This is a genomic window from Oligosphaera ethanolica (genome assembly GCF_030814695.1).
Taxonomy (GTDB): domain Bacteria; phylum Verrucomicrobiota; class Lentisphaeria; order Oligosphaerales; family Oligosphaeraceae; genus Oligosphaera; species Oligosphaera ethanolica.
In genome coordinates, this window is record NZ_JAUSVL010000001.1 from 3260028 (window position 1) to 3284636 (window position 24609).

The window sequence follows — 24609 nt, forward strand, 5'->3', positions numbered from 1 at the left end:
ATGAGTCTATCCACGTGATTTGGAACCGATGTTACACGTCCACTTGATTGACATTATTAACTTATAGGTTAATATATGAGCGTCGTATTACAGCTTGTGTGCCGCACTGGCAAGTACACGATCTGCGCTGTCGGCAGCGACGTGGAGGTGTTTTTTCAAGGGCAACGGCTGCGGGTTCCTGACGAAACGGCGAAGCTGCTCAGGCTGCTGGACTACACGTCGAACTGCGGACCACCTCGGAACAGCGAAAAGTGCCGGCCGCTTGCAGATGGCTTGTTTGAGTTCAAGGCTGATTCGCTGCGGCTGATCTGGTTTTGGGATTCTGGTTGCGTGATACTGTGCACGCATGGTTTTGTCAAGAAGCGCCAGAAGACGCCGCGGGCAGAGATTGTACGCGCGAAGAGTATCAGAGCGTTTTACGAGGCGGCAAAACGCTCAGGGTGCGTGACTGTAGAGGAGTGATTGGCTATGGCAACACCACAAAACGGCTTTTCCGGTCTCTTCGACTGGGCAGAACAGCAGGACGACTACTGGCTTGAGGGCGTCAAAATAGAGTTTGCTGAACAGATACTGGCTCAGATGGACGCTCGTGGCATGTCCCGCAAGGAACTCGCACGACGTCTTGGCACCAGCCCGGCCTATGTGACTAAAATTTTGCGCGGCACTACGAATTTCACTCTTGAATCGATGGTGAGCATAGCTCGGGCATTGGATTGTGAGTTGCGTGCGTACCTTCATAAGGAGGGCACCAGGTCCATCGGGAGCGAATGCCAGTGCGCCGCCTGTCATGAGGAGGCAATGGATTATACGCCCACCGCCAAGCAGCCGCCAGCAGCCCGTGCGAAAGACACAGCAGCAGGGGTGAAAAACACTGAGGCTGCGCGCGGGATAGGTCGTAAGGAAAGAAATGCTGAACCACGAATGGACACCAGTAGACACGAATGATTGCGGATGGGGGACGAGGGCAAACCACCAATCAGCAATTGCCGGATGAGAACAGGGCCGCTCGGTAATGGGTCAGTGTACACCCCGGCGCTTCGCTGGGACAATTTGCAGGAAACCCACGGCCTGTCGCCGCCCAGCTATTACACATGGGTGGCTAACCAGGCAGCGGATTTCATAGGAGCAATGCTCTTCACATAGCATGCGGCAATCGCCGGCGATGAGTTGATTGGTAACCATGCACAAGATCATTCGCCGAGGTTTTGAGCACCGAAGGTGCGCCCTAAGATAGCCCAGGGCAAGCGCCCGCAGGGCGCGTCGCCCTGGGTAAGGTGCCCCATCCCAAAAGAGCCCTGAAGGGGCGGCCTAAAAGACCTGCGACGAAGGGTCACAGCGCAAAATTGCCGCAGCAATCAATGAGTTCCATTGCCTCTTTGGCTCCAGTCAGCTTCGCCGACTGAAGCCAAAGAGGCTGAGGAACACGGACCAATATGGCGCGCTACCCAGGGCGGCGCGCGCCTTCGGCGCCGCTTGCCCTGGGCTGGTATGCTTCGCGCTTTCAGCGCTTCTGCCGCTTCGCGGCGGAAATGCACGACGAGAAAAGGCTGCTTGGTTGAACAAGTGCCATGGATACCGTTAAATGAAGAGCATCGGTTTCATAGGAGTGATTGAGAATAACCGGCTGCCAGTGCCGCCTCTTGACTGGCGGGATACTGGGCGTTTTTATGGACGCCATGGACGCTATGGACACCATGGACGCCGCCAATCAGTCCTCGGAGTCCAAGCAGTCCACAACCGGTCCCCGGTGTCCAAGGTGTCAATCCCCATGGTCCAGAAAGTCCCTACGGTCCAATCCATGGGACCATGCCTCATGAGTCCGTGAGTCCTCGCCCCAGCGCGCAGCAGCCAATAAATGCCGCCGGGACGGCGGCGCTCCCAGGGGAAAGACTGCCGCCGGGACGGCGGCGGGGCATGTTCGAGGTGGGAAGGGGTGTGATTAGGCGTCGGATTTGGCGGTGGCGTCGTCTTTGAAGAGTGCTTCGTCGATACCGAGGAGTTTGCGGGCCTGTTCGCGGAGTTTGTACTTTTGGATTTTGCCGCTGGCGGTTTGTGGGAAAGCGTCGACCAGGAAGAAATGCCTGGGGGTTTTGTAATAGGCGATTTTGTCTTTGCAGAAATCGCGGAAGTCCTCGGGTTCGGCGACGATGCCTTCTTTGAGGATGATGAACGCGCCGACGATTTCGCCGTATTTCTGGTCGGGTATGCCGACGACTTCGACGTCTTTGATGCGCGGGTCGGTGCGGAGGAATTCCTCGATTTCGCGCGGGTAGATATTTTCGCCGCCGCGGATGATCATGTCCTTGATGCGTCCGGTAATGCAGTAGTAGCCATCTTCGTCGACGGTGCCGATGTCGCCACTATGGAGCCAGCCGTCCTGGTCGATGGCGCGGGCGGTTTCGTCGGGGAGATTGTAGTATCCCTTCATGAGATTGTAACCGCGGCAGCAGAGTTCGCCGGGGGTATTTGGCGGGACGACGTCGCCGGTTTCGGGGTTGATGACTTTGATTTCGATATGTGGCATGCCGGTGCCGACGGTGGTGACTCGGCGTTCGAGGGAATCGTCGACGCTGCTCATGATATAGACTGGCGCGGCTTCGGTGAGGCCGTAGGGGATGGTGATTTGGGGCATGTGCATTTTACCGATGACTTCGCGCATGAGGGATATGGGGCAGAGTGATCCGGACATGATGCCGGTGCGCAGGCTGCTGAGATCGAACATGTCGAACATTGGGTGATGCAGTTCGGCGATGTACATGGTGGGCACGCCATAGAGGGCGGTGGCGCGGGCTTTCTGGACGGATGCGAGGACTACGAGCGGGTCGAACTGTTCGACCATGACGGCGGTGGCGCCGTGGCTGAGCACGGCCATGATGCCCAGCACCAGTCCGAAACAGTGGAAAAGCGGCACGGGTATGCACACCCGGTCGTCTTTGGTGAGCACTTGGCGTTCGCCGATGTAGTAGCCGTTGTTGAGGATATTGCGGTGGGTGAGCATCACGCCTTTGGGGAAGCCCGTGGTGCCGGAGGTGTACTGCATGTTGATGACGTCATGGCGGTCGAGGCCGGATTTGGCGGTCGCGAGGGCGTCGTCGTGCCAATTGTCGCCGAGCTGGAAGAGCTCGGTGCTGGTGTACATGCCGCGGTGTTTTTCCTGCCCGAGATAGATCACATTGCGGAGGCGTGGGAAGCGCTTGCTGCGCAGGTGACCGCGTGGTTGCTGTTTGAGTTCGGGCACGAGATCGTTGACCACGTCGATGTAGCTGACATCGCGGAGGCCGTCGACAATGGCCAGCGTGTGCATGTCGGACTGCCTGACCACGTATTCCAGCTCGTGTGACTTGTAGTTGGTGTTGATGGTCACGAGCACGGCGCCGATTTTGGCGGTGGCGAACATGAGGGTTAGCCATTCGGGGACATTGCGCGCCCAAACGCCGACGTGGTCGCCTTTTTTGACGCCGATGGCGAGGAGGCCCTTGGCCATATTGTCCGTGCGGACATCGAAATCGGCGTAGGTCCAGGTCAGGCCGCGATCGGGGTACATGATGAAGGGATGGTCGGGCTGGGACTTGACCAACCCGGCAAAGAATTCGCCGATAGTCTGTTCGGTAAAGAGGTCGCTCATGCGTAGTTCTCCACGGTGTCGCCAGGACGGTGGCCTAGTGCGACTGGCGGGCTTTCAACTCGGGACGGCATGCCGGCGCGGGGTAGGGCCGGCGCGTGGCGGTGAGGACGGCGCCTAGTGCGGGGCGTAGACCACCGCGAGAATGCGCGCGTCGTTGTCGCCGGTGGCGTGGACGTGGTGGGGCACAATCGAGTCGTAGTAGATGCTGTCGCCCGCGGCGAGATGGTAGCATTCTTTGCCGTAGGCGATTTCGAGTTCGCCCGCGAGGACGAAGATGAATTCCTCACCTTCGTGGCTGGACAGCTCGAAATTGCTGCAGCAGGGGCGATGTACGTCGATGATGAAAGGCTCCATATTGCGGTCGCGCTTGTTGGCGGCGAGGGCGTGGAAGTCCAGGCCGTTCTTGTCGCAGGAGCCGGCGAAGCGGACGACTTTGCTGCCGTCGCAGGCGCGGGTGATGACGGGGCTGCTCTGCTCAATGTCGTCCAGGAAAGTCCCCAGGCGCACGCCGAGGCCGCGGGCGATCTTGAGCAGCGGCGTGAGGGACGCCGTGCTGTCGCCGGCTTCAATTTTGTTGATTTGTTCGACGCTGATGGCGCAGCGTTCGCTGAGGTCCTCGATGCTCACGCCGCGCAGCTCGCGGATTTCCTTGATCTTCACGCCAATTTCGTTGTTTGCCGGCATCGGTGCTTCATTCCTATCTTGGTTGTGATGATTGACAATCGGAGCTCTGCAAGTGAAACTCGCAATATAATACCAGGCCGCGTGGATGGAAAGCCCGAGGGGAAATGGGTGGTGGGAGGGGTAATCGGTCAGTGGACAGAGTGGACAGAGTGGACAGAGTGGACAGAGTGGACAGAGTGGACAGAGTGGGCCGGTCGCTGCTATTGTGCTGGGGTAAAAAAGCCCGCCCCGGCTATCGCGCGGGGGCGGTAGCCGGGGCGGGTTAGAAATGGCGGCGCGGGGAGTTTTTGTTGGACTGCCGTTGCCGCCGGTTGGTGTTGGGGCCTGTTGTTAGCAGACGCCGAGTTGTGTCTAGCGCCGAAGAACAAGCATCGGCCATGAGTTGGTGTCTGTTGTTATCAGACGCCGAGGGTGTTGATGCGTTGGAGTTCGCCGAGGCTGCGGTTGCTGGTGGGCGTGTAGCCTTTGAGGGGCATGATGCGCTCGTGGATGGAGTCGAGAATCCAACTGGTCTGTGGGAAGTACTTGCTTTCGAGTTCGGCGGCGGGGCTGACCCAGTTGCGGGCACCGATGACGACTGGCGGCGCGTCGAGGTAGTCGAAGCAGAACTGACTGATATTGGCGGCGATATTGTGCATGACATTGCCGCGTTCGACGGCCTCGTTGACGAGGACGACCTTGCCGGTCTTCTTGACTGACTCGATGATCTTGTCGTACTTGAGGGGGTTGACGCTGCGCAGGTCGATGACTTCGGCGCTGATGCCGTGGTCGGCTTCGAGTTTCTTGGCGGCGTCGAGGGCCTTGAAGAGAGCGGGACCGAAGGTGATGATGGTCAGGTCCTTGCCGGCGCGTTTGACATCGGGGTCGCCGATTTCGATTTCGTAGTAGCCTTCCGGCACGCCTTCCTGATGGAACATTTCGCCATTGCCGTAGAGCTGCTGGCTTTCGAGGAAGATGACGGGGTCGGAGCCGGCCAGGGCGCTATTGAGCAGGCCTTTGGCGTCGTAGGGGGTGACGGGGTAGACCACTTTCAGGCCGGGGATGTGGTTGACCATCGCGGTCCAGTCCTGCGAATGCTGAGCGCCGTACTTGAAGCCGACGGAGATGCGCAGGACGACGGGCATCTTGAGGATGCCGCCGGACATGGCCTGCCACTTGGAGAGCTGGTTGAAGACCTCGTCGCCCGCGCGGCCGAGGAAGTCGCAGTACATCAGTTCGGCGACGGCGCGGCCGCCGCAGAGGGCGTAGCCGACGGCGGCGCCGACGATGGCGGCCTCGGAGATGGGCGAGTTGAAGAGGCGGTGGTAGGGCAGCAGCTCGGTGAGGCCGCGGTAGCAGGCGAAGGCGCCGCCCCAGTCGCGGTTCTCTTCACCGAAAGCGACCATGGTCGGGTCGATGCCGTAGCGGTGGACCATCGCTTCGAAGACGGCGTCGCTGTAATTATAGAGTTTCATCTTTGGCACGGGCTTGCCGTCTTTTTCGAAGAAGCGCTCTTTGGCTTGGATGCGCTTGTACTGCTCGTTGTCTTCGAGCTTCTGCAGGAACTCGGGCGCGCGGTCGTCGAATTTCTCAATTTTCTGATTGGAGAACGTGACGGTTTCGATGAATTTTGACTCCATGGTCTCGTAGGGCGAGATGTCCTTGTCGATAGCCAGTTTGAACATATCGAAGACGAGGTCTTGGACGGTGGCGCTGACCTTGTCGAGGTCGGCCTGGGAGGCGATTTTGCCGTCGACAATTTTTTTGGCGAAGGCGGGAATGGCGTCGGCGGCGATCCAGCGGTCGAGTTCTTCCTTGGAGCGGTAGCTGGAGGCGTCGGAGGGTGAGTGGCCGCTGATGCGGTAGGTGGCCACGTCGAGGAGGACGGGACCGCGGCCTTCGAGGAGGATTTGTTTTTTGCGTTGGACGGCGTCGATGACGGCGAGTGGGTTGTAGCCGTTGACGCGTTCGGCGTGCATTTGTTCGGGGTTGACGCCGGCGCCGATGCGTGCGAGCAGTTCGTAGCCCATGGTTTCGCCGTTGGTTTGGCCGCCCATGCCGTACTGGTTATTGAAGCAGTTGACGAGCAGCGGCAGGCCGCCGCCGAGTTCCTTGTCCCAGAGATTACGGTACTGGGCCATAGCGGCGAACATCATGCCTTCCCAGACGGGGCCGCAGCCGAAGGACGCGTCGCCGATATTGCAGACGACGATGCCGGGCTTGCGGTTGACGCGTTTGAAGAGGGCCGCGCCGGGAGAGACGGAGCCGGAGCCGCCGACGATGGCGTTATTGGGGTAGATGCCGAAGGGCGTGAAGAACGCGTGCATGGAGCCGCCCCAGCCTTTGTTGAAGCCGGTGGTGCGCGCGAAGATTTCGGCGTAAGCGCCGTAGATCAGGAAGTGGCGGGCGAGGTCTTTGACGCTGCCTTTGAAGTTCTTTTCGACGACCTTGAGGGTGGCGCCGCCGAAGAAATCGCGCATGATTTTATCGAGGACGGCGTCATCGAGTTTACGGATGGCGGAGAGGCCTTTGGCGAGGATTTCGCTATGGCTGCGGTGTGAGCCGAAGATATGGTCGTTGACATCGAGGGCGTAAGCCTGGCCGACGGCGCCGCATTCTTGGCCGAGGGACAGGTGGGCGGGGCCGGCGTGGTTGTATTTGACGCCCTGGTATTCGCCCTTGAGCTTGATTTCATTGATGATGGTTTCGAAGGTGCGCAGGACCATCATGTCGTGATAGATGGTGACGAAGTCGTCCTTCGAGAAGAGTTTCTTCTCTTCGGCGAGGGACTTGCTGTAGGCGTTGACCGGGATGGGCGTGAAGTCGATCTGGCCTTTGGCGAAGAGTATTTCGGGGTAGATTTCGAGGGCTTTGGTCATGGTCGTCGTTCCTTGTTTATGTGTTGGTCGTTGAAGACGAATTTCAGGCGTGGATGATGGTTTCCTTGAGCGCTTCAGAGCAGGTCGGGTGGGGGAAGACGATTTGGTGGACGTCTTCGACGCAGAGTTCGAGTTCGACCATAGCGGCGGCGCTAGCGATGAATTCGCCGCAGGAGCCGCCGATCATGTGGACGCCGAGGACCTGGCCGTATTTTTCGCTGACGAGGACTTTGACGGTGCCGGTTTTGCCGGCGTTTTCGACGATGAAGCGGCCGGCGATGGCCATGGGCATGACGGCCTTGCGGTAGGCGACGCCTTTTTCTTTGAGTTCGGCTTCGGTGGCGCCGACCTGGGCGACTTCCGGGTGGGTGTAGACCACGGAGGGTATGGCGCAGTAGCGCATGCGGTCGGGTTTGCCGAACATGTTATTGACGGCGACGACGCCTTCGCGGGTGGCAGCGTGGGCGAGGAGACAGCGGCCGGTGACGTCACCGCAGGCCCAGATGCCTGGGACGTTCGTCTTGCCGAATTCGTCGGTTTTGATGCCACGGCGGTCGAAGACCACGCCGCATTCTTCGAGGCCGACGCCTTTGAGGACGGGGCTGCGGCCGGTAGAATTGAGGATGTAGGTGCCGGTGACCTGCTGTTCCTTGCCATCCGGATCGGTGAAGACGAGGGTGCTGCCCTCGATACGGGTGACCTTGCAGGACAGATTGAAGGTGACGCCGAGCTTCTTCAGCGCGGTCATCAGGCCCTTGGCGATATCGTCGTCCACCACGGGGGCGATTTTGGGCAGCATTTCCACGACGGTGACTTTACTGCCGACGGTGGCGAAGAAGGAGGCGAATTCGAGGCCGATGACGCCGCCGCCGATGACCACGAGGCTGTCGGGCACGGCATTGAGGTCGAGGATGCCGGTGGAGTCCAGCACCAGCGGGTTGTCCCGCAGGCCGGGAATGGGCGGCGCGGCCGGCACGGAGCCGGTGGCGACGAGGATGTTCGCGGCCTCGTAGGTTTTGCCGTCGGCGCTGACCTTGCCGGGGGCGGTGATTTTGGCTTCGGCCTTGATGACATCGACGCCGGCGCGTTTGAGCATGCCGGCGACGCCTTTGATGAGGATGTCGACGACGCTCTTCTTGCGGGCCTGGACGGCGGCCATGTCGATGGTGGCTTCGGCGGTATGGACGCCGTAGAGCTTTGCTTCGTGGCAGTCTTCGAGGGCCTTGGCGGAGCGCAGGAGGGTCTTGGTGGGGATGCAGCCGACGTTCAGGCAGGTCCCGCCGAGTTCATTCTTTTCGAAGAGGGCGACTTTCTTGCCGAGTTTGGCGGCGTAGGCGGCTGCTTCGTAGCCGCCGGGGCCGGCGCCGATGACAATGAGATCGTACATATGAGTGCCTTTCTATGCGTATTCAGTCGACAGTGGCCGTTTTTAGCCCGCGATGCAGACCAGTTCGAAGTTTTCGATGATGCCCTTGAGGGTCTGGAGGAAGCGCGCGCCGGGGGCGCCGTCGATGACCATATGGTTCATGGTGAGGGAGAACTGCATGAAGTCGCGGTAGCTGATGTCGCCGTTGTTATCGCGCACGGGGCGTAGGATGGTCTTGCAGACGCCGAGGATGGCGACCTGCGGGGCGCTGATAACGGGCGTGAAGGTGGTGATGCCGAAAGCGCCGAGGTTACTGACGGTGAAGGTCCCTCCGGCCATCAAGTCGGGGTTGAGATTGCCGTCGTTGGCCTGTTTGGCCAGGCCCTTGACCGTCTTGGCCATTTCGCCGAGTGACATGGCCTGGGCGTTGTGCAGCACCGGCACCATCAGGCCGCGCGGCGTGTCGCAGGCAAAACCGACGTTGATCGCCGAATGCATGCGCAGGACGTTGTCCGCGAACTCCGCATTGAATTCGGGGTGTTTCTGCAGGGTCTTGATGACGGCGAACATGACCATGTCACCGATGTTGATATTGGCGAGCTTGAGGGCCTCGCCCTGATCCTTGATGCGCTGCCGCAGGGCCAGCAGGCCGGTGACGTCGGCTTCGGCATTGAGCGTGTACTGGGCCATGCTGCTCAGCGATTCGTGCAGGCGCTTGGCAATGATCTTGCGAATCTGCGGGAAGGGCTTCTCCGTAATCACGTCCGCTTTGGCAGTCGGGGCGGAGGAAGCAGCGGGGGCAGCGGGGGCAGCGGGGGTTTGCGCGGCTGGTGTGGCTTTGCCCATGTCTTCGGCGCGGATCATGCCGCTGACGCCAGTGCCGGCGGTGGGCGCGGCGACGCCGTCAGCGCGCAGGGCGGCGGCGGCGGGGCTCAGATGCGGGGCGCTGCGGAAGGCGTCGGCGACGTCCTTTTCCATGATGCGGCCATTGGCGCCGCTGCCAGCGATTTCCGGCAAGACAAAAGGATGCTCGGCGACGTATTTTTTTGCGCGGGGGCTCAGCGGTGCGTTGGCGACTGGCGTGGCAGGGGCGGCGGCGGCTGTGGCCGCTTCGGCGGGCGCGGGAGCGGCGGTGGCTGGCGCGGGGGCTGGCTCGGCGGCGGCAGGTGCTTTGCCGCCGGCGGGTGCGAGAGTGCTGGCGTCTTCGCCGGGGTTGCCGACGGCGAGAATATTCTGGAGCACGGGCACGAGATCGCCTTCCTGCCAGAAGAGTGCGAGGACGGTGCCTTCGGCGGTTGCTTCGATTTCGATGGCGGACTTGTCGGTTTCGACATCGCAGATGATGTCGCCGGTCTTGATGGCATCGCCGACTTTTACGCGCCATTTACTGAGCAGGCATTCTTCGACGGAGTTGCCGGCTTTGGGCATTACGATTGCATTTGCCATGGGTGTTGCTCCTGGTGGTTGCGTTGGTATGGGGGGAAGTAGTGTTGAGGTGTTTTATTGATCAGCGCGTGCTGTGCCGGCGTTGGCTTTGGCGGTGGCGTTTTTGCCGGCGACGATGACGCGGATGTCACGTTCTTCGAGTTCCTGGCGCGTTTTGGGGTCAATGGCGTCGGTGACCAGCACATCGAGGTGCCAGTCGGGGCCGCAGGTGACAAAGGAGCTGCAGCCAAGTTTGCTGCGGTCGGCAAGCAGGATGACCTGGCGGGCGCGTTCCATCACTCGGGTTTTGGTGTAGGCCTCGTTGGCGTCGGTCGTGCTCATGCCGTCGGTGGTGGTGAAGCCCATGGTGCCCATGAAGGCTTTGTCGACGACGATGTTCTTAAGGATGGGCGAGGACAGCGGCCCGACCAGCGTCCGGCTGATGGCGCGGAATTCGCCGCCAGTGAGAATGAGGCGGTGGGGGCTTTCCATCAGCTGTGCGGCGGCCATCAGGGAGTTGGTGACGATGGTGAGGGCCTTAAGGGAATCAAGCATGCGCGCGAGCATCAGCACCGTGCTGCCGCCGTCGAGAAAGATCGTGTCGTGGTCGTGGATGAGGGACAGCGCGGCGGCCGCGATGCGCTGCTTTTCAGTACTGAACTGCTCTTCCTTGTCGCTGAACAGTGGCTCGGGGCTGCTTTCCTGCTTGACGGCAGCGCCGCCGTGGACGCGCTCCAGGAGGCCGCGTTCGTGCATGGCCTGCAGGTCGCGGCGCACAGTCGCCTCGGACATGCCCAGGGCCTCGCTGATCGCCGACACCGTTACGACATCCGAGTCATGCAGGAGCTGCATGATGCGCTGTTCGCGCTCCGCTGTCAGCAGTTTGTGGCCATTGCCGCTCATGACGTCGCCCCTTTTTGCGTGGAGATGATTGAATTTGATTGAATATAAGGGCGGAATGCCAGAATTAAAGCCGTGTATGAAGTGCAGGTGATCATTTTTGATTGAAAACGGCGCGGGGAGGGAGGGAGAAGGGGAGTGGGTAGATGGGACGTATAGGACGTAGGGGACGTATAGGACGTAGGGGTGAGGACAAATAGGACAAATAGGACGATGAGGTGAATCATCCAGCAAAATCACGCGGCGCGGGGCAGCGAAATCATGGGGCAAGCGGCGTTAGTGGCTTGCAACACGGTGATTGTGGAGTACAGTAAGGGGCTTTTTCGTCTGGTTCAGTCGCCTCCGGGGCTCTTGCGCGCGAGTGCATAACAGGGTTTCGGACTCCGGCATGCCATAAGGTGCCTGCGGAGCGTATGGTAGCATGGGCGGCGTCAGTGAACAACCGGTGTGAAGAAGCGTGAAAGGATGACGATGAAAGGTCCCAAACACACACTCTGCCGTCGTATTGGTCAGTGCATCTGGGGTTTGCCGAATTGCCCGACCAACAGCCGCGTGATCAAGTCCCGCGAGGGCGGCGAATCGACGTCGACTCCCAAGGCCTATCCGGCCGGCCAGCACGGCCCGACCAAGCGCCGGAACAAGTTGTCGACCTATGGCGAATTGCTTTTGGAAAAACAGAAACTGCGCACGTTCTACAATCTGAGCGAGCATCAGCTGCAGTTTATCTATAAGAAGGCCAAGCAGGGCCAGGGCATCACTGGTGACAAGCTGCTGCGTCTTTTGGAAATGCGCCTGGTGACGGTTGTGTACCGTGGCGGCTTGACCAGCACGATTTTCGCGGCTCGTCAGGCTGTGTCGCATCGGCACATTCTGGTTGACGGCAAGATTGTCGATCGCGCCAGCTTTGTTGTCAAGCCCGGCCAGGTAGTGAGCATCAGCTCCGAGCGTTCGCCGATGCTGTCGACGATTGCCAAGGGCATCGACGCTCCGCTGCCGGCCTACCTGCAGAAGGACAAGGAAGAGTGCAAGGTAACGGTGACCCACGAGCCGCTGCCCGAGGAAATCAACAGCAACGTCACGATCTCCCGAGTCGTCGAGTACTACGCTCGCTAAGCTCCGGCAGAGAACGTTTGCGAATGATAAAGAGCTACGCGCCTGTGGTGCGTAGCTCTTTTTTGTGCGCGGGAGGGGGGGACAATGAAGGTGCTCAGCTGCTATTTCTGATCACTTCCATGGTGCCTGTGCAGGTTGGGTACGCTGAGCAGCCCCAAAACTCGCCCCGTCGTCCCTTTCGCATCCGCATGGGTTGACCACATTGTGGACAAGATGGCGTGTCATTGGCGCTGCCATGCTGCTGTTCTTGCTTGGCTTCGATACGTATTTTGGCCATGTGCTCATGAAAACCGCCTTCATCGCGGAAGTTTTCGCCGTGCCTCTGCAGAAGGCTGTCCAGCATATGTATTGCCCTGTTGATGATAATCAGCAGGGTATTGGCGGTGGCAATACTGTCGCCCGTATCGAGCCATGGCGCGAATTTGGCTTTTTGCGCGAGGATGTGCGCGCAGGAATCGTGGTTGAGGTCATCGCCAAAGGTTGCAGGATCGAAGCGCAGAGCGAAAACGGCGGACGCTGCAGGGGAAGAATGTGGCCATGGCACTTGGTTGTGATCCAAAAGCCAGGTGATGTAATCATCTCGCAGTTCGCAGAGACTCGCTCGGCCAACGTCAATGAGCTGAATTGCGGTCGAAATAGAAGTTTTCAGCCGTTCAGAGCCTTCAACGAGGTTTTTGACTCCAGAACGCGCAGCCTGAGTCATCTGGTCGTACTGTCTTCCACATGGATCGTTCGTGTGATTCAAGAACCGGCGACAAAAATTGAGCGTGGCAAGCTGGACGATGTTGGTCATGGTGTAGGCATCGAGCCGCCGGTATCCGCCGCATGAGTGGAAGATTGGTGTTGACATGATGCGGGCCTCGTCAAATGAAGCTGGTTTGTAGATAGCAGTCGAGGGCAGTCGATGGCGGTCGATAGCAGTCGATGGCAGTCGATAGCAGTCGATGGCGGTCGATAGCAGTCGATGGCGGTCGATAGCAGTCGATGGCGGTCGATAGCAGTCGATGGCAGTCGAGGGCAGTCGATGGCGGTCGATAGCAGTCGATGGCGGTCGATAGCGGTCGAGGGCAGTCGATGGCAGTCGATAGCGGTCGAGGGCAGTCGATAGCGGTCGATAGCAGTCGATAGCAGTCGATGGCAGTCGATGGCAGTCGATGGCAGTCGATGGCAGTCGATGGCAGTCGATGGCGGTCGATAGCAGTCGATGGCAGTCGATGGCGGTCGATAGCAGTCGATGGCGGTCGAGGGCGGTCGAGGGCGGTCGAGGGCGGTCGATAGCAGTCGAGGGCGGTCGATAGCAGTCGAGGGGGAGTATAACGCGGCAATAAAAGAATTCAATAAAAGAATTCAGTAAAAACTATTTATTGCTTTTAATGCAAGACTTGCGCCGTCATTGTTGCCTGGTCGAGCAGTTTTTGGATGACGGCGGTAATGGTATCGCTGGTGGCGTTGGGGTACAGGCAGGCGTGGTCGTGGGCATTTGCGGGGCTATGCCATTGGTAGTGGGCGTTGCTGGGGTTGAGGCGCAGACAGGCGTTGCCTTTTCGGGTGAAGAGCTCGGGATGTTGCCGTGCGGCCCAGAGGGTGGCGACGAGATCCCAACTGGGGCGGTGGAGGTTTTGCTTGCCGCGGTGCCAGATGCGGTAGGCGTCGTGAATGGGGTTGCCTGGCGGCTGGTCCGGCGGCGAGGTGAGGATGTCGCCGCCGTACCAGGAGACGGTGATGGGCGTGGGCCAGTCGGCAAGGGCGGCGGCGGCGTGGGCGGCATCCATGCGCCAGTTGAAGACTTCGGCGCCTTCGGGGAAGGGCGCGTTGGCCATGGTGACCAGCTCGCAGACTTTGCGTTTGACGAGTTCGCGGCCGGGCAGCGGGCTGTATTCGCAGGGGGCAGACGCCAGCAGAGCCGGCAGGAGCGACAGCAGGCCAACCGCGCAGACGATGACATTGTGGTCCTCGCTGGCGGCAAGAACGCGGCGGTAGAGGGCGATGGCATCAGACAGGCCAGGGATGTAGCCTGGCGTCAGGCCGTGCTGGCGGGCAATGAGCTCGTTATAGAAGGGGAAGGCCTTGGCGCGCAGCTGGTCGATGTACGCCGCGTAGGCGGCAGAGTTGGGGCAGTGGCAGTTGATGCCCACGGGGACGTCCTCCAGGCCGTAGGTGTTTAGCGCGGCGCGGGTGTAAGCGCCGGGCCATGGCGAGAGGACGTCGCAGATGACCGCGCCGAGGCGGATATGGCCCTGGCGGTGGCAGTGCATGGCGAGGGCGAGGGCGCCGGCGTCGTCGCAGTCGGTGTCCATGTCGGTGTCGAGGATGATAACGGGCGTCATGAGTGGCTTTCTTTATCCGCAGATTTCGCAGATTATCGCAGATTTTAGCGTCGTGTCTCGCACCGCCGCTGAGCGGCGTTGCCGAGCCACGCCGCCGGGGTGAGGAATGTTTTTTCTCACGCGAAGGCGCGAAGGCGCGAGGTGAATTCAGTAGCCGCACGGCATGCCGTGCGGCCGGTCTTGCCGCTGCGCGGCAATTCAGGCCGCCGGGAGGCAGGCTTTTTTACTCACGCGAAGGCGCGAGGTGAATTCTGTAGCCGCACGGCATGCCGTGCGGCCGGTGTCATTATTCGGCGGTGTAGGCTCGGATGCGGTATGAGAAGCTGTAGTGGCCGGGTTCGAGGCGGTACTGCTGGAGGGTATCGGGTCCGCAGGAGGCGCCGCCGAGGCCGCGTTGAGCGAAGTCGAGATTGAGGATGACTTCGTCGCGGGCTTCGAGTTCGTTGGTGTGGAATGCCTTGGTGAGGTCTTCGGCGCTGAAGTGGCTGGCGGAGGCTTCGAGGAGGCGGTTTTCGGCTTGGAAGAGCAGTGCGGCGTCGTTGGGGCCGGCTTCGAGGGCGAGCCAGCGGACGTCGGTTTTGTTGCCGTGTTCTTGTGGGAGGACGTATGGCAGGTACTGCTCGGTGACCGTGCCTTGATAGAGGCCGACCATGGTGCCGGCCTTGCGGTCGGCGTATGATTCGTGTGGGCCGCGTCCGAACCAGCTGAGTTGTTCAAGGGCGGGGGCGAGGGTCATGGTCACGCCGACGCGGGGGAGATCGGGGAAGGCCGGGCTGATGGTGATGAGGTTTTCGACCAGGATTTCGCCGTCGCCGAGGACCAGATAGCGGTGGACGTGGCTAGCCTGGTGTTCGGGGGTGGCGCCGACCCAGCGGTTGGTCAGCTCAATGACGACTGCGCAGTCGTCGAGGGCCTGGACATCGCAATGTGATTCTGCGCAGGTCAGGCGGTCGATGCCGGCTAAATGCCAGCGGCCGAGTGGCTTGTTGGCCTGTCCGGACCATGATTTGACGCCGTCGTTGTCGGTAGGGGCCCGCCAGAGATTCAGGCGCGGGCCGGCGAGAATCAGCGCTTTGTTCTGCCAGCTGAGTGAGGTGATTTTGGCGGCGGCGCGGTCGACGATGAGGGCGAAATGGCGGCCTTGGATCTGCACCTCGTTGCCGCTGCCCTTCTTGATGCTGAGCTTGGCGTAGGGTGCGGCGGGGCGGGCAGGCGGAGCGGAGAAGGGCATGGCGAATTGCTCCCAGGCGACGACGTGGCCGGCGGGGGCCCAGGGGCTGTCGGCGGCAGTGGTGAAACTGAGATTGAGGAAGCATTCTTCGCCGGGGAGGAGCTCGGGGATGGCCAAGTCGCTGAGGGTGATATCGGCGTTGGCTTGCGGGGCGATGGCGGGAATGGCCGCGTTGCCCTGTTGCAGACTGCGCTGGCCGGTGGTCAGTTCCCAGGACAGGATGAGATCGTCCAAGCCGGTGTACCAGCGTTTGTTGCGGATGCGCAAGCGCCCCTGATTGAGATTGACGGCGGTGACGGCGACGGGCTGGGCGAGCTTTTTGAATTCAAACATGGCGGGTTTGGGCGTGCGGTCGGGCAGGACCATGCCGTTGATGCAGAAGTTTTTGTCGTTGGGCGAATCGCCGAAGTCGCCGCCGTAGGCCCAGAATTCGCGGCCCTGGTCATCGCATTTGACGAGGCCTTGGTCGACCCAGTCCCAGATGAAGCCACCCTGGAGACCGTGGTATTTTTCGAAGGTGTCCCAGTATTCCTTGAGATTGCCGTTGCTATTGCCCATGGCGTGGGCGTATTCGCAGGAGATAAGTGGTCGGTGGTCCTTGGTGGTGGTGGCCCATTTGACGAGGTTGTCGATGGTGGGGTACATGGGGGAGATGACGTCGGTAGCGCGGGTGCCGATGCCGTCCGGCCAGCCGCAGTAGCCCTGGCGGCGCTGGGTGAGGACGCCTTCGCAGTGGATGAGGCGACTGGGGTCATAGCCGCGGATCCAGCCGGCCATGGCGTCCTGGTTGGCGCCGTAGCCGGTTTCATTGCCCAGCGACCAGAAGATGACGCAGGGGTGATTTTTGTCGCGCAGGACCATGCTCATGCCGCGGTCGAGGAAGGCGGCGGTCCAGCGGGGATCGTCGCAGAGATTGGCGTAGTAGTGATGGGCTTCGATATTGGCCTCGTCGATGACGTAGAGGCCGTACTCGTCACAGAGGTCGTAGAAATGCGGATCATTGGGGTAGTGGGAGGTGCGCACGGCGTTGAAATTGAATTGCTTGAGGAGTAGGACGTCCTGGAGCATGGTTTCGCGGGGGACGGTTTTGCCGAGGCGTTCGTGGAAGTCGTGGCGGTTGACGCCCTTGATCATGACGGGCTGGCCGTTGACCAGGAGTTGGCGGTCCTTGACTTCGATGCGGCGGAAGCCGAAGCGGGTGCTGGTGATATCAGTGCTGGTGCCATCGGGATCTTTGAGGGTGACGACGAGGGTATAGAGGGTGGGCGATTCGTCTGACCAGAGTTTGGGGTTGGCGACGCTGGTGGCCAGTTCGACGCGGTGGCCGCGGTTGCCGGCACCGATGCCGGTGGACATGGGCACTTCGCCCTGCAGGGGCTGTTCGAGGACGGGCTGCTGTTGTTCGTCATAGACCTGGGCGCTAACCGTCCAGCCTTTCACGGGCTGGTCGTTGAGGAAGCGGGCGCGGGTTTCGAGCTTGAGTTCGGCCTGCTGGCCGTTGGCGTCGGGGGTGCCGACGACGAAGACATCGGCGATTGACGCCGCCATGGGCGTGCAGTAGAGATACACCTCGCGGTGGATGCCGGCCATCCACCAGTGGTCCTGGTCTTCGATGAAGCTGGCGTCGGACCAACGGATGACTTTGACGGCGAGGGTATTGCTGCCGGCTTTCAGCCAGGGCGTGAGGTCGAATTCGGAGGGTGTGCGGCTGTCTTTGGCGAAGCCGGCCTCATGGCCATTGATGTAGACGTAGTAGGCGCTTTCGACGCCGCCGAAGTGGATTACGACGCGGCGCTGCTGCCAGGTTTTGGGCAGAGTGAAGCTGGTGCGGTAAAGCCCGGTGGGGTTTTCCGCCGGGACTTGCGGTGGGTAGTTGGTGAAGGGCATGACAATGTTGGTGTAGATGGGGCGGTCGTAGCCCTGGGTGGTCCAGTTGCCGGGGACGGCGATTTCGTCCCAGCTCGTGCAGCGGGTCGTGGGTTTCATGAAGGACTCGGTGTCCTTGCCTTCCGGGTCCGTGCAGTATCGGAAGCGCCACTGGCCATTGAGTGACAGGACCCACGGCGAGGCGGCGGGATCGCGGGCGAGTGCCTGGTCCTGGCTGGCGTAGGGAAACAGCGTTGCCCGTGCGGGCAGGCGGTTGATGGCGGTGATCTCGGGCGTTTCCCATGGTTTGGTGGCGGTGTGCAGCGTGTAGGTCATGCTTTCTCCTGGAATTCGCGGCTTCATCTATGGATACGGGTTGTATGCGACACTTACGATATAGCGAGGTGCTGCTGGAGCCAGCGGCGCAGGACGAAAATCATCCAGATGCGGCCCCATGGCACGTGTTTGCGTTCATAGCCCTGCCAGAGATCCTGGAGTGCCTGGCGGCGGAAGAGGCCGTCCTGCGCGGGGTGGAAGGCGTCGAGCAGCTCCGGCCGCAGGGCGTCTTGGAAATACTGGTCGAAGGGTAGGACGAAGCCCTGCTTGGGGCGCTTGACGCAGGCATCGGGCAGGCCGGTGCCGGCGGCGTGGACGAGGAGTGGCTTGGGTGGGGAACCGAGTTTATAACGGCTGGGGATGGCCAGCATGAGCTCGACCAAGTCCTGGTCGATGAGCGGGACGCGGACTTCGAGGCCGTGGGCCATGCTCATCTGGTCGCTGTCGCGCAGTAATGTCGAGAGCATGTAGCTGCGCAGTTCCCAGAAGGAGATGGCGTTGATGAGGTCATCGTCCGCGCGGCCGGCGAGCTGAGCGAAGCAGCGCTGCTCCCAGTCGCTGGTGCCGGCGCCGGCGGCGAGGAAGTCCGGGCAGAGCAGCGACTGTCGCAGTTCTGGGGAGAGAATCTGCCGGGTGAGGAAGGTGGCCGGGTAGGGATAGCTCGCGAGGCGGGCGAGTTTGCGCAGCTTTTCGGAATCACTGCGGGCCGCCAGCGCGGCGGTGGCGCGGGTGGGCATGGCCCGCAGGAAGTTTTGCCAGCGATGGAGCCGGCGGGGATTGCGAAAGGCCTGGTAGCCGACGAAGAGTTCGTCGCCGCCGACGCCGGAGAGGGCGACTTTGAGGCCGGCGCTGCGGGCGGCTTTGGCGACGAACCAGGTGTTCAGGCCGTCGATGCTGGGTTGGTCGAAGGCGTTGATGGCTGCGGGCAGATTGGCCTTGACCTCGTCGCCGCCGAGTTCGAGCTCGTGGTGGGTGAAGGCGTTGGCCTGGGCTGACAAGGCGGCGAAATGCCGTTCGTCGAAGCGTTTGTCGGCGAAGGCGAGGGTGAACGAGAAGAGATCATCGCTGGTGGCCTGGCGGAGGAGGGCGACGATGGCGGCGCTGTCGATGCCGCCGCTGAGGAAAGTGCCGAGTTTGACGTCGGCGACGCGCTGTGAGGCGACGGCGTGCTGGAGGGCCGCGTGGACTTTCTCGCGAATGTTGGAGAGGGCGTTGGCAGGCGGCGCGGTGGCGGTTGGTGGTGGCAGCCAGAACGCGTGCAAGTCGTGGCTATTGCCCTGGCAGCGCAGCGTGTGTCCCGGCGGGAGTGACTGCAGGCCACGAACGAGCGTAAAGGGCTCCTGGACGGCGCCGTAGGCGAGGAAGCTTTGCAGGCCATCGGGCGAGAGGGTGCCGGGCATGCCGGCGGCGAGGAGGGCGCGGACTTCGGAGGCGAAGAGCAGGGCGTCGTTGTGCCAACCGTAGTACAGCGGCTTGATGCCGAGGGGATCGCGGGCGATGACGAGCTCGCGGCGTTGGGCGTCCCACAGGGCGAAGGCGAACATGCCGCGGAGGCGGGAAATGGCGTCCATGCCCCATTGTGCGTAGGCTTTGAGGATCACTTCCGAGTCGGACTGGCTGCGGAACTGCTGGGAGCCTTGGAGGAGCTGGCGCAGTTCGCGAAAATTGTAGATTTCGCCGTTGAAGACGAGCCAGTTGCCGGTGTCGGGGTCGAGCATGGGCTGGCTGGCGGCGGCGCTAAGGTCGATAATGGCCAGGCGGCGGTGGCCGAGGACGACGGTGGGGCTGTCCGAGACGATCTCGCTGCCGGAGCCGTCGGGGCCACGGTGGGCCATGGCGCGGGTCATGGCCGCAACGGCGGCGCGGGCCTGGTCGGGCCCGGCCCCGGCGTGATTAGCCTGGAAGAAACCGGCGATGCCGCACATGATGCCGTCGTCCTGTCTGTTTGCGGTTTAGCGCCATTGCCAGCCGCAGCCGGCCACCCAGGCGGCGAGGCGGCTGTCGAGGATATCGCCGGCCTGTTGGCGTTCGCGGAGGAAGGCCGGTATGGCAGCGGGACTGCGGGGGATGACGGCAATGTCTTCGCCGTCGTCGAGCTGCTGTTGGTGCTGGGCGTTAGCGGGGTCGTTTTCGTCGACGTCCATGAAGACGGTAGTGACCAGCTCGCCGGTCATGCCGGCGGAGCTGCTGCCGGGGCCGGTGTCCCAGAGGACGCGGCCGTGGTAGCCGGTTTCCTCGTGGAGTTCGCGCCTGGCGGCCTCAGCGGGGCTTTCGCCGGCGTTGATGAGGCCGGCGGGGAATTCGATGACGAAGGCATTGACGGGCGGTCGGAACTGGCGGATGAAGAGGATGTCGCCGGCGGGGCGCAGGGTGGCGATAATGAGCACGGCCTGCTGCTGTTGCTGACGTTGTGCGGCTTCCCAGCAGCGCTCGCGGCCTTGCCGATCGGTGAAGCGGACATTCTCCAGGCGGAGAAAGCGTCCGGCGGCGACGACATCGGCGCTCAGGCAGCGGGGCTCCAGCTGGCGACGGTCCGATTTAGCCATATTAGTAGGTCACGACCAGGGCCATGATTTCGAGAGTTTCCTCGCCGATGCATTCGACGCCGTGGCTTTTGCCGAGGCCGGTGAGGACGGCGTCACCGACATGGATATCGCGGACGACGCCGTCGTCGGTGACTCTGCCGTTGCCTTTGAGGACGATGTAGACTTCGTCTTCGCCGGTGTGGTCATGGAGGCCGATGCTGGCGCCGGGCGGGATGATGAGTTTTGCGCAGACGCGGATGTGCTGGCCGCCGAATTCGGCTTTGCTGAAGTAGTGCTGGAGGGTGACGCTGCCTTTGCCGCCCTTCATATTTTCGCGGGTTTCGGAGACGAAGCTGTTGTTGTCTTTGATCATGGTGGTGGTGATTTCCTGCTGTTGGGTTGCTTGGTTGGGGCTATGGTCAGCGGCCGGCGTGATGATCGTCGTGTTGGTCGTTGTGACCGGCGACGAGCGGGCTGATCCTGAGTTTGACGACGCGGCGGGGATTGGCCTCGACGATATCGGCGGCGAGAACGCCGGTGTTGACGGCTTCGCCCTGTTTGGGAATGCGGCCGAGGAAGGTCGATAGATAGCCGCCGAGGGTGTCGTAGTCTTCTTCCTCGGAGATGTCGACATCAAGCAGCTCGTTGACTTCGCAGATGGGTATGCGGCCATCGACGACGAAACTGCCATCGGGCTGGGTCTGGACTTCGAGCAGCTCGTCCTCGTCGTCATATTCATCCTGGATGTCGCCGACGATTTCTTCGAGGATATCTTCGAAGGTGACGATGCCGGCGGTGCCGCCGTATTCGTCGAGGACGATGGCGAAGTGGTTGGTGCTCTGGCGGAATTCCTCCAGGAGGTCGCCGATATTTTTGGTTTCGGGAATGAACACGGGCGGGTGGGCGAGGTCCTGTAGGCTCTTGACCTGCTTGAGGCGTTCTTCATCGAGGAGGTCTTTGGCGTAGAGGATGCCGAGGACGTGATCAATGCTGTTGCGGTAGAGTGGCAGGCGGCTGTGCCCGGAGGAGACGATGGCCTTGCGGACATCGGCGATGCTGGAATTTTCCTCAACGCCGTCGACATCGACGCGTGGCGTCATGATTTCGTGGACGAACGTCTGGTCAAGGGCGAAGGCGCCGAGGATCATGCGGCGTTCGTCTTCCTGGATGGTTTCGCCGCCACCGTCGCCGCCGCGGGCGGCTTCGATGAGTGAGAGGATTTCGTCTTCGGCGGTGGGCACGGAGTCATTTTCCTTGTCGCCCTGTTGTTTTTCGCGGGCGAGTCTGGCGGCGGCGGCCATGGGTATGGTCAGTGGCGCCAGCAGCCAGGCGCAGAGGCGGAGGCACGGCAGGTACTGGCTGAGCAGTCGTGCGGACCATGCCAGGGAGAGCTGCTGGGAGGCCAATTCGCAGAGTCCGTAGCCAATGGCGAGGGCGCCCAGGGGCCTGACGAATGCCCAGAGGTCGTGGAGCTGACCGTCGCCGCTGTTGCTGCTATGGTCCAGGAAGAAATGGAAGGCGACAACGCCAAGGATGACCAGCAGCCGTCCCGCATAGCGCCACTCATCGCGCACGGGCAATTGCTGCCCGAGCGATTCGGCGAGGTCCTCGTTGATATCTTCGAGCTTGCGCAGTCTGCCGCCGCTCATTTTTGCCAGTTCGAGGCCGGAGACAAAGAGCCATGCTGTCAGCAGGAAGGTCGCGCCTGCGAGGGCGAGCCATAAATTCGGGTCCATACACACTTTCTTGGTTAGTGATGCGGTTCAACCGCCACCAGGGCGGAAAGGGACAATCTACATTGGTCAGAAAAAACGTTCAAGATCAAAGCGTTGAGAGAGAGCATCCATCACGCGTTTCTCTGCGGCGCGCATGGCACGGCGGGCGGCGGGCGTTTGGTCGTCTTCACCAGAAAGATGGAGCATGCCGTGGACGATGTACAGCACGAGTTCCCGGGACGGATTGCCACCGTGGGCGCCGACGTACTCGACGGCGACGGCTGGGCAGACGTCGATTTCGGCGATGACGAGCTCGTCGTCATCCGTGATGGCGGGGGCGCTGGGGCGGGCGTCCTGGCGAAGGTCGAAGGTAAGAACGTCGGTGGGGCCGTGGTGATTGAGGAAGGCTTCGTTGAGTTCGGCCATGTGTTTCTTGCCGAGAAGACACACCGCGATAACGCCGCACTCGTGTTCAAGACCGGCCAGCGTAGCCGCGGCTTTGAGCACCGTCAACAGCTGCCGGCGACGGCGCAGGGCGGGCCGTCCCGCTTCTTTGGCTAGGCTGATGCTCATCACGGCGTCTCCGTGGACGGGCCGCTGTCACCTGTCGCCGTCGCCGTGGCTGGCGTGGCTGGCGTGGCTGTGGGTGCTGGCCGTTTTTGGGTTTCGTTAGGTGCTGGCGTCGTTTCCTTTGGGGGGTATTCGGGGCGTTCGTGGTAGATATTGCAGAGGGTCTGGACGATCTGGTCGCGGATTTTCATGAAATCGGCGAGGGTGAGAGGCGCGGCATCGAACTGATGTGCCTGGAGTTTGGCGAAGAGGAGTTCATTGACGCGTTCGCCGATGCGGGCGCCGCCGACTTTGGCGCTACCCTGGTTACTGAACAGTGAGCGCATGGCGGCTTCACAGGTGTCGGCGATTTCGACGATGACGACTTCGGGGCGCTGGGGGCGTGGCCCGTCGTAACGGAAGTCGTTGATATCCGGTGCTTTGCTGCTGTTTTTCTTGGCGATTTGTTCGGCACGCTGGAAGAAGTAGGCGATGACGCTATCGCCGTGGTGTTGGGCGATTGCTTCGCGGATAGGCCGGTTGAGGCGATATTTGCGAGCGAGTTCGACGCCGTAGCGGACGTGTTCACGGAGGATGCGGCTGCTTTCCTCGGGGGGGAGTTGGTCATGGGGGTTGGGGATGTCGCCGTGCTGGTTTTCGGCGAAGTAATCTGGCGCGTAGAGTTTGCCGATGTCGTGGAAGTAGGCGCAGACCTCGGCGAGTGCTGGGTTGGCGCCGATGGCCTTGGCGGCGTCGGTGGCTAGCCTGGCGACATTGAGGCTGTGTTCGTAGGTTCCGGGCGCTTCGTTGCGGAGGCGTTCAAGGAGTGGGTGATCGCGGTCGTTGAGTTCGCCCAGGGATGACGGCGTGGTCACATCGAAGAGCCGTTCCAGGATGCTGGGCAGGAGGAAAAGGGCGACGACCACGATAAGGCCATTGAGCAGAGCCAGCGCCAGCAGTTTCGGGCCGTAGTCGCCAATGCCGCTCCAGATCCAGGGCATGTCCTGATACCAGGCGAAGAACAGGCAGAGGGCGAGCACAGCGGCGTCAACGCCGAGGCCGCCCCACATGAAGCGGTAGCGTTTGTTGACGTTGTGGAACAGCAGCAGGCCGACCATGGCGACGAGGAAACAGTTGATGCTGAGCAGGTAGGGCTGATTGCTCGGCAGCAGCAGTGCGGTGAGGGCAGAGAGCAGGACGGTCAGGCAAAGGCCGATGCGCATGCCCATGAGATAGGCCGCCAGGGCCGGGGCCAGCGCCAAGGGAATGAGTGCCAGCAAGTGCAGGCTGTTGCCGTAAATGAGATTGCCGTGGAGCCACTGGCCGCCCACCAGCAATGCGAGGTGCAGGCCGGCACAGAGACTGCAGAGGACAATGCGCTCCGAGCGATGGAAAAAATCAGGCTTGAGACTGTGGATGCTCAGGCCAAAGCAGAACAGCAAGAGGCCGCAGAGAAGCGCTGTCTGGTAGATGGGCAAGAGCCTGCGACTGAGGCGATTCTGTTGTTGGAGGGAGAGATTGTGTGCCTGCAGCTTGGTGGCGATCTCGGCGCTGATGACAGTGCCTTTGCGGACGAGCAGCTCGTCAGGAAAGACCTGGATGAGGTCGCCGGGGAGCTCGCGGGTGACGGCGATGGCGTTGGTGCCGGCGTCGAGTTGGGCGGCGCCACCTTTGCCGTTGAGTTTTTTGTTGCTCGCAATGACCGCTGGCGAGTAGTAGAAGCCGCGTTCGGCGTAGACATCGCGGTTGGCAACGGTGCCGACCAGTGTTTCGGCGCTGTCGAGTTCGTCGCCGGGCGCATAGAGCGTACGCGGGATGCGTCCGTAAAGCAGGCTTAGGTAGCACAGCGCCCAAAGGAGCAGAAAGCAGGTCAGGGTTTCGGTGGTTTTGAACCGGCTTTTGCTCTGGGTGGCCTGGGTGCGTGGCAGGGGCCTCGGCAGCGGATCAGGAGGCTCCTGTTCTGCAGGTGATGCTATCTGCTGTTCACTCATGGCGGCTGTTCATTTGGCTATGCGGCGCAGGCCGCGATGGGGCGTTGTCATGCCGGACGGGGGTGGCGGGCGTTGTTATCCGTTGCCGGCCGGCATGG

21 protein-coding genes are annotated in these 24609 nt (G+C 61.6%); 5 read left to right on the forward strand and 16 right to left on the reverse strand.

Annotated elements, in window-relative coordinates:
- Window positions 1-75 precede the first annotated feature (75 nt).
- Both J3R75_RS11230 and J3R75_RS11235 read left to right on the forward strand, forming a co-directional pair.
- The gene (locus J3R75_RS11230; RefSeq protein WP_307261618.1) at window positions 76-462 is read left to right on the forward strand and encodes a type II toxin-antitoxin system RelE/ParE family toxin; all 387 of its coding nucleotides are present in this window, start codon (window positions 76-78) and stop codon (window positions 460-462) included.
- A 6-nt stretch (window positions 463-468) separates the two neighbouring features.
- Entirely contained in the window at window positions 469-945 is a 477-nt protein-coding gene (locus J3R75_RS11235; RefSeq protein ID WP_307261619.1) for a helix-turn-helix domain-containing protein, read from the forward strand.
- Window positions 946-1017: 72 nt separating this feature from the next.
- Here the strand turns inward: J3R75_RS11235 and J3R75_RS11240 are convergent, their stop codons facing one another.
- On the reverse strand, window positions 1018-1182 hold the full coding sequence (locus J3R75_RS11240) for a hypothetical protein (protein WP_307261620.1): 165 nt from the start codon (window positions 1180-1182) through the stop codon (window positions 1018-1020).
- A 251-nt stretch (window positions 1183-1433) separates the two neighbouring features.
- Between J3R75_RS11240 and J3R75_RS11245 the strand changes: the two genes are divergently transcribed.
- Window positions 1434-1559, forward strand: a complete 126-nt coding sequence (locus J3R75_RS11245; RefSeq protein WP_307260077.1) for a hypothetical protein — start codon at window positions 1434-1436, stop codon at window positions 1557-1559.
- A gap of 380 nt (window positions 1560-1939) precedes the next feature.
- Here J3R75_RS11245 and J3R75_RS11250 read toward each other — a convergent pair whose 3' ends face one another.
- The 6 genes from J3R75_RS11250 to J3R75_RS11275 all read right to left on the reverse strand — a co-directional run bounded on the left by J3R75_RS11250 (window position 1940) and on the right by J3R75_RS11275 (window position 10861).
- Complete coding sequence (locus tag J3R75_RS11250) at window positions 1940-3625, reverse strand: AMP-binding protein (protein ID WP_307261621.1); 1686 nt, start codon at window positions 3623-3625, stop codon at window positions 1940-1942.
- Window positions 3626-3739: 114 nt separating this feature from the next.
- Window positions 3740-4309 (reverse strand): helix-turn-helix domain-containing protein, encoded by a 570-nt coding sequence (locus tag J3R75_RS11255; protein ID WP_307261622.1) that lies wholly within the window; start codon window positions 4307-4309, stop codon window positions 3740-3742.
- Window positions 4310-4707: 398 nt separating this feature from the next.
- The gene (locus J3R75_RS11260; RefSeq protein ID WP_307261623.1) at window positions 4708-7167 is read right to left on the reverse strand and encodes an alpha-ketoacid dehydrogenase subunit alpha/beta; all 2460 of its coding nucleotides are present in this window, start codon (window positions 7165-7167) and stop codon (window positions 4708-4710) included.
- Between the two features lie 43 nt (window positions 7168-7210).
- A complete protein-coding gene (lpdA, locus tag J3R75_RS11265) occupies window positions 7211-8554 on the reverse strand; it encodes a dihydrolipoyl dehydrogenase (protein ID WP_307261624.1) in 1344 nt (447 codons plus the stop codon).
- 42 nt (window positions 8555-8596) lie between these two features.
- Window positions 8597-9979 (reverse strand): dihydrolipoamide acetyltransferase family protein, encoded by a 1383-nt coding sequence (locus J3R75_RS11270; protein WP_307261625.1) that lies wholly within the window; start codon window positions 9977-9979, stop codon window positions 8597-8599.
- Between the two features lie 54 nt (window positions 9980-10033).
- Window positions 10034-10861: a DeoR/GlpR family DNA-binding transcription regulator gene (locus tag J3R75_RS11275; RefSeq protein WP_307261626.1), complete on the reverse strand. Its 828-nt coding sequence runs from the start codon at window positions 10859-10861 to the stop codon at window positions 10034-10036.
- A 462-nt stretch (window positions 10862-11323) separates the two neighbouring features.
- On the opposite strand from J3R75_RS11275, the gene rpsD reads away from it, so the two are divergent.
- Window positions 11324-11971 (forward strand): 30S ribosomal protein S4, encoded by a 648-nt coding sequence (gene rpsD / locus J3R75_RS11280; protein ID WP_307261627.1) that lies wholly within the window; start codon window positions 11324-11326, stop codon window positions 11969-11971.
- A 94-nt stretch (window positions 11972-12065) separates the two neighbouring features.
- On the opposite strand, the gene J3R75_RS19870 is transcribed toward rpsD, so the two are convergent.
- Entirely contained in the window at window positions 12066-12314 is a 249-nt protein-coding gene (locus tag J3R75_RS19870; RefSeq protein ID WP_370882396.1) for a topoisomerase DNA-binding C4 zinc finger domain-containing protein, read from the reverse strand.
- Between J3R75_RS19870 and J3R75_RS11285 the strand changes: the two genes are divergently transcribed.
- Window positions 12207-12800 (forward strand): hypothetical protein, encoded by a 594-nt coding sequence (locus tag J3R75_RS11285; RefSeq protein ID WP_307261628.1) that lies wholly within the window; start codon window positions 12207-12209, stop codon window positions 12798-12800. The two genes, J3R75_RS19870 and J3R75_RS11285, sit on opposite strands and share 108 nt — an antisense overlap.
- Before the next feature lie 541 nt (window positions 12801-13341).
- Here J3R75_RS11285 and J3R75_RS11290 read toward each other — a convergent pair.
- The 8 genes from J3R75_RS11290 to J3R75_RS11325 form a co-directional block, all read right to left on the reverse strand.
- The gene (locus J3R75_RS11290) at window positions 13342-14298 is read right to left on the reverse strand and encodes a nucleoside hydrolase (protein WP_307261629.1); all 957 of its coding nucleotides are present in this window, start codon (window positions 14296-14298) and stop codon (window positions 13342-13344) included.
- A gap of 286 nt (window positions 14299-14584) precedes the next feature.
- Window positions 14585-17731: a glycoside hydrolase family 2 TIM barrel-domain containing protein gene (locus J3R75_RS11295; protein WP_307261630.1), complete on the reverse strand. Its 3147-nt coding sequence runs from the start codon at window positions 17729-17731 to the stop codon at window positions 14585-14587.
- A 53-nt stretch (window positions 17732-17784) separates the two neighbouring features.
- The gene (asnB, locus tag J3R75_RS11300; RefSeq protein WP_307261631.1) at window positions 17785-19656 is read right to left on the reverse strand and encodes an asparagine synthase (glutamine-hydrolyzing); all 1872 of its coding nucleotides are present in this window, start codon (window positions 19654-19656) and stop codon (window positions 17785-17787) included.
- Between the two features lie 27 nt (window positions 19657-19683).
- The gene (locus tag J3R75_RS11305; protein ID WP_307261632.1) at window positions 19684-20277 is read right to left on the reverse strand and encodes an NUDIX domain-containing protein; all 594 of its coding nucleotides are present in this window, start codon (window positions 20275-20277) and stop codon (window positions 19684-19686) included.
- A gap of 1 nt (window position 20278) precedes the next feature.
- Window positions 20279-20629: a cupin domain-containing protein gene (locus J3R75_RS11310; RefSeq protein WP_307261633.1), complete on the reverse strand. Its 351-nt coding sequence runs from the start codon at window positions 20627-20629 to the stop codon at window positions 20279-20281.
- A 46-nt stretch (window positions 20630-20675) separates the two neighbouring features.
- Window positions 20676-21992, reverse strand: coding sequence for a hemolysin family protein (locus J3R75_RS11315; protein WP_307261634.1), 1317 nt, complete (start codon window positions 21990-21992; stop codon window positions 20676-20678).
- A gap of 66 nt (window positions 21993-22058) precedes the next feature.
- Window positions 22059-22544, reverse strand: a complete 486-nt coding sequence (gene ybeY / locus J3R75_RS11320; RefSeq protein WP_307261635.1) for an rRNA maturation RNase YbeY — start codon at window positions 22542-22544, stop codon at window positions 22059-22061.
- Window positions 22544-24511, reverse strand: a complete 1968-nt coding sequence (locus J3R75_RS11325; RefSeq protein ID WP_307261636.1) for an HDIG domain-containing metalloprotein — start codon at window positions 24509-24511, stop codon at window positions 22544-22546. Before J3R75_RS11325 ends, ybeY begins: the two co-directional genes overlap by 1 nt.
- Window positions 24512-24609: the final 98 nt, after the last annotated feature.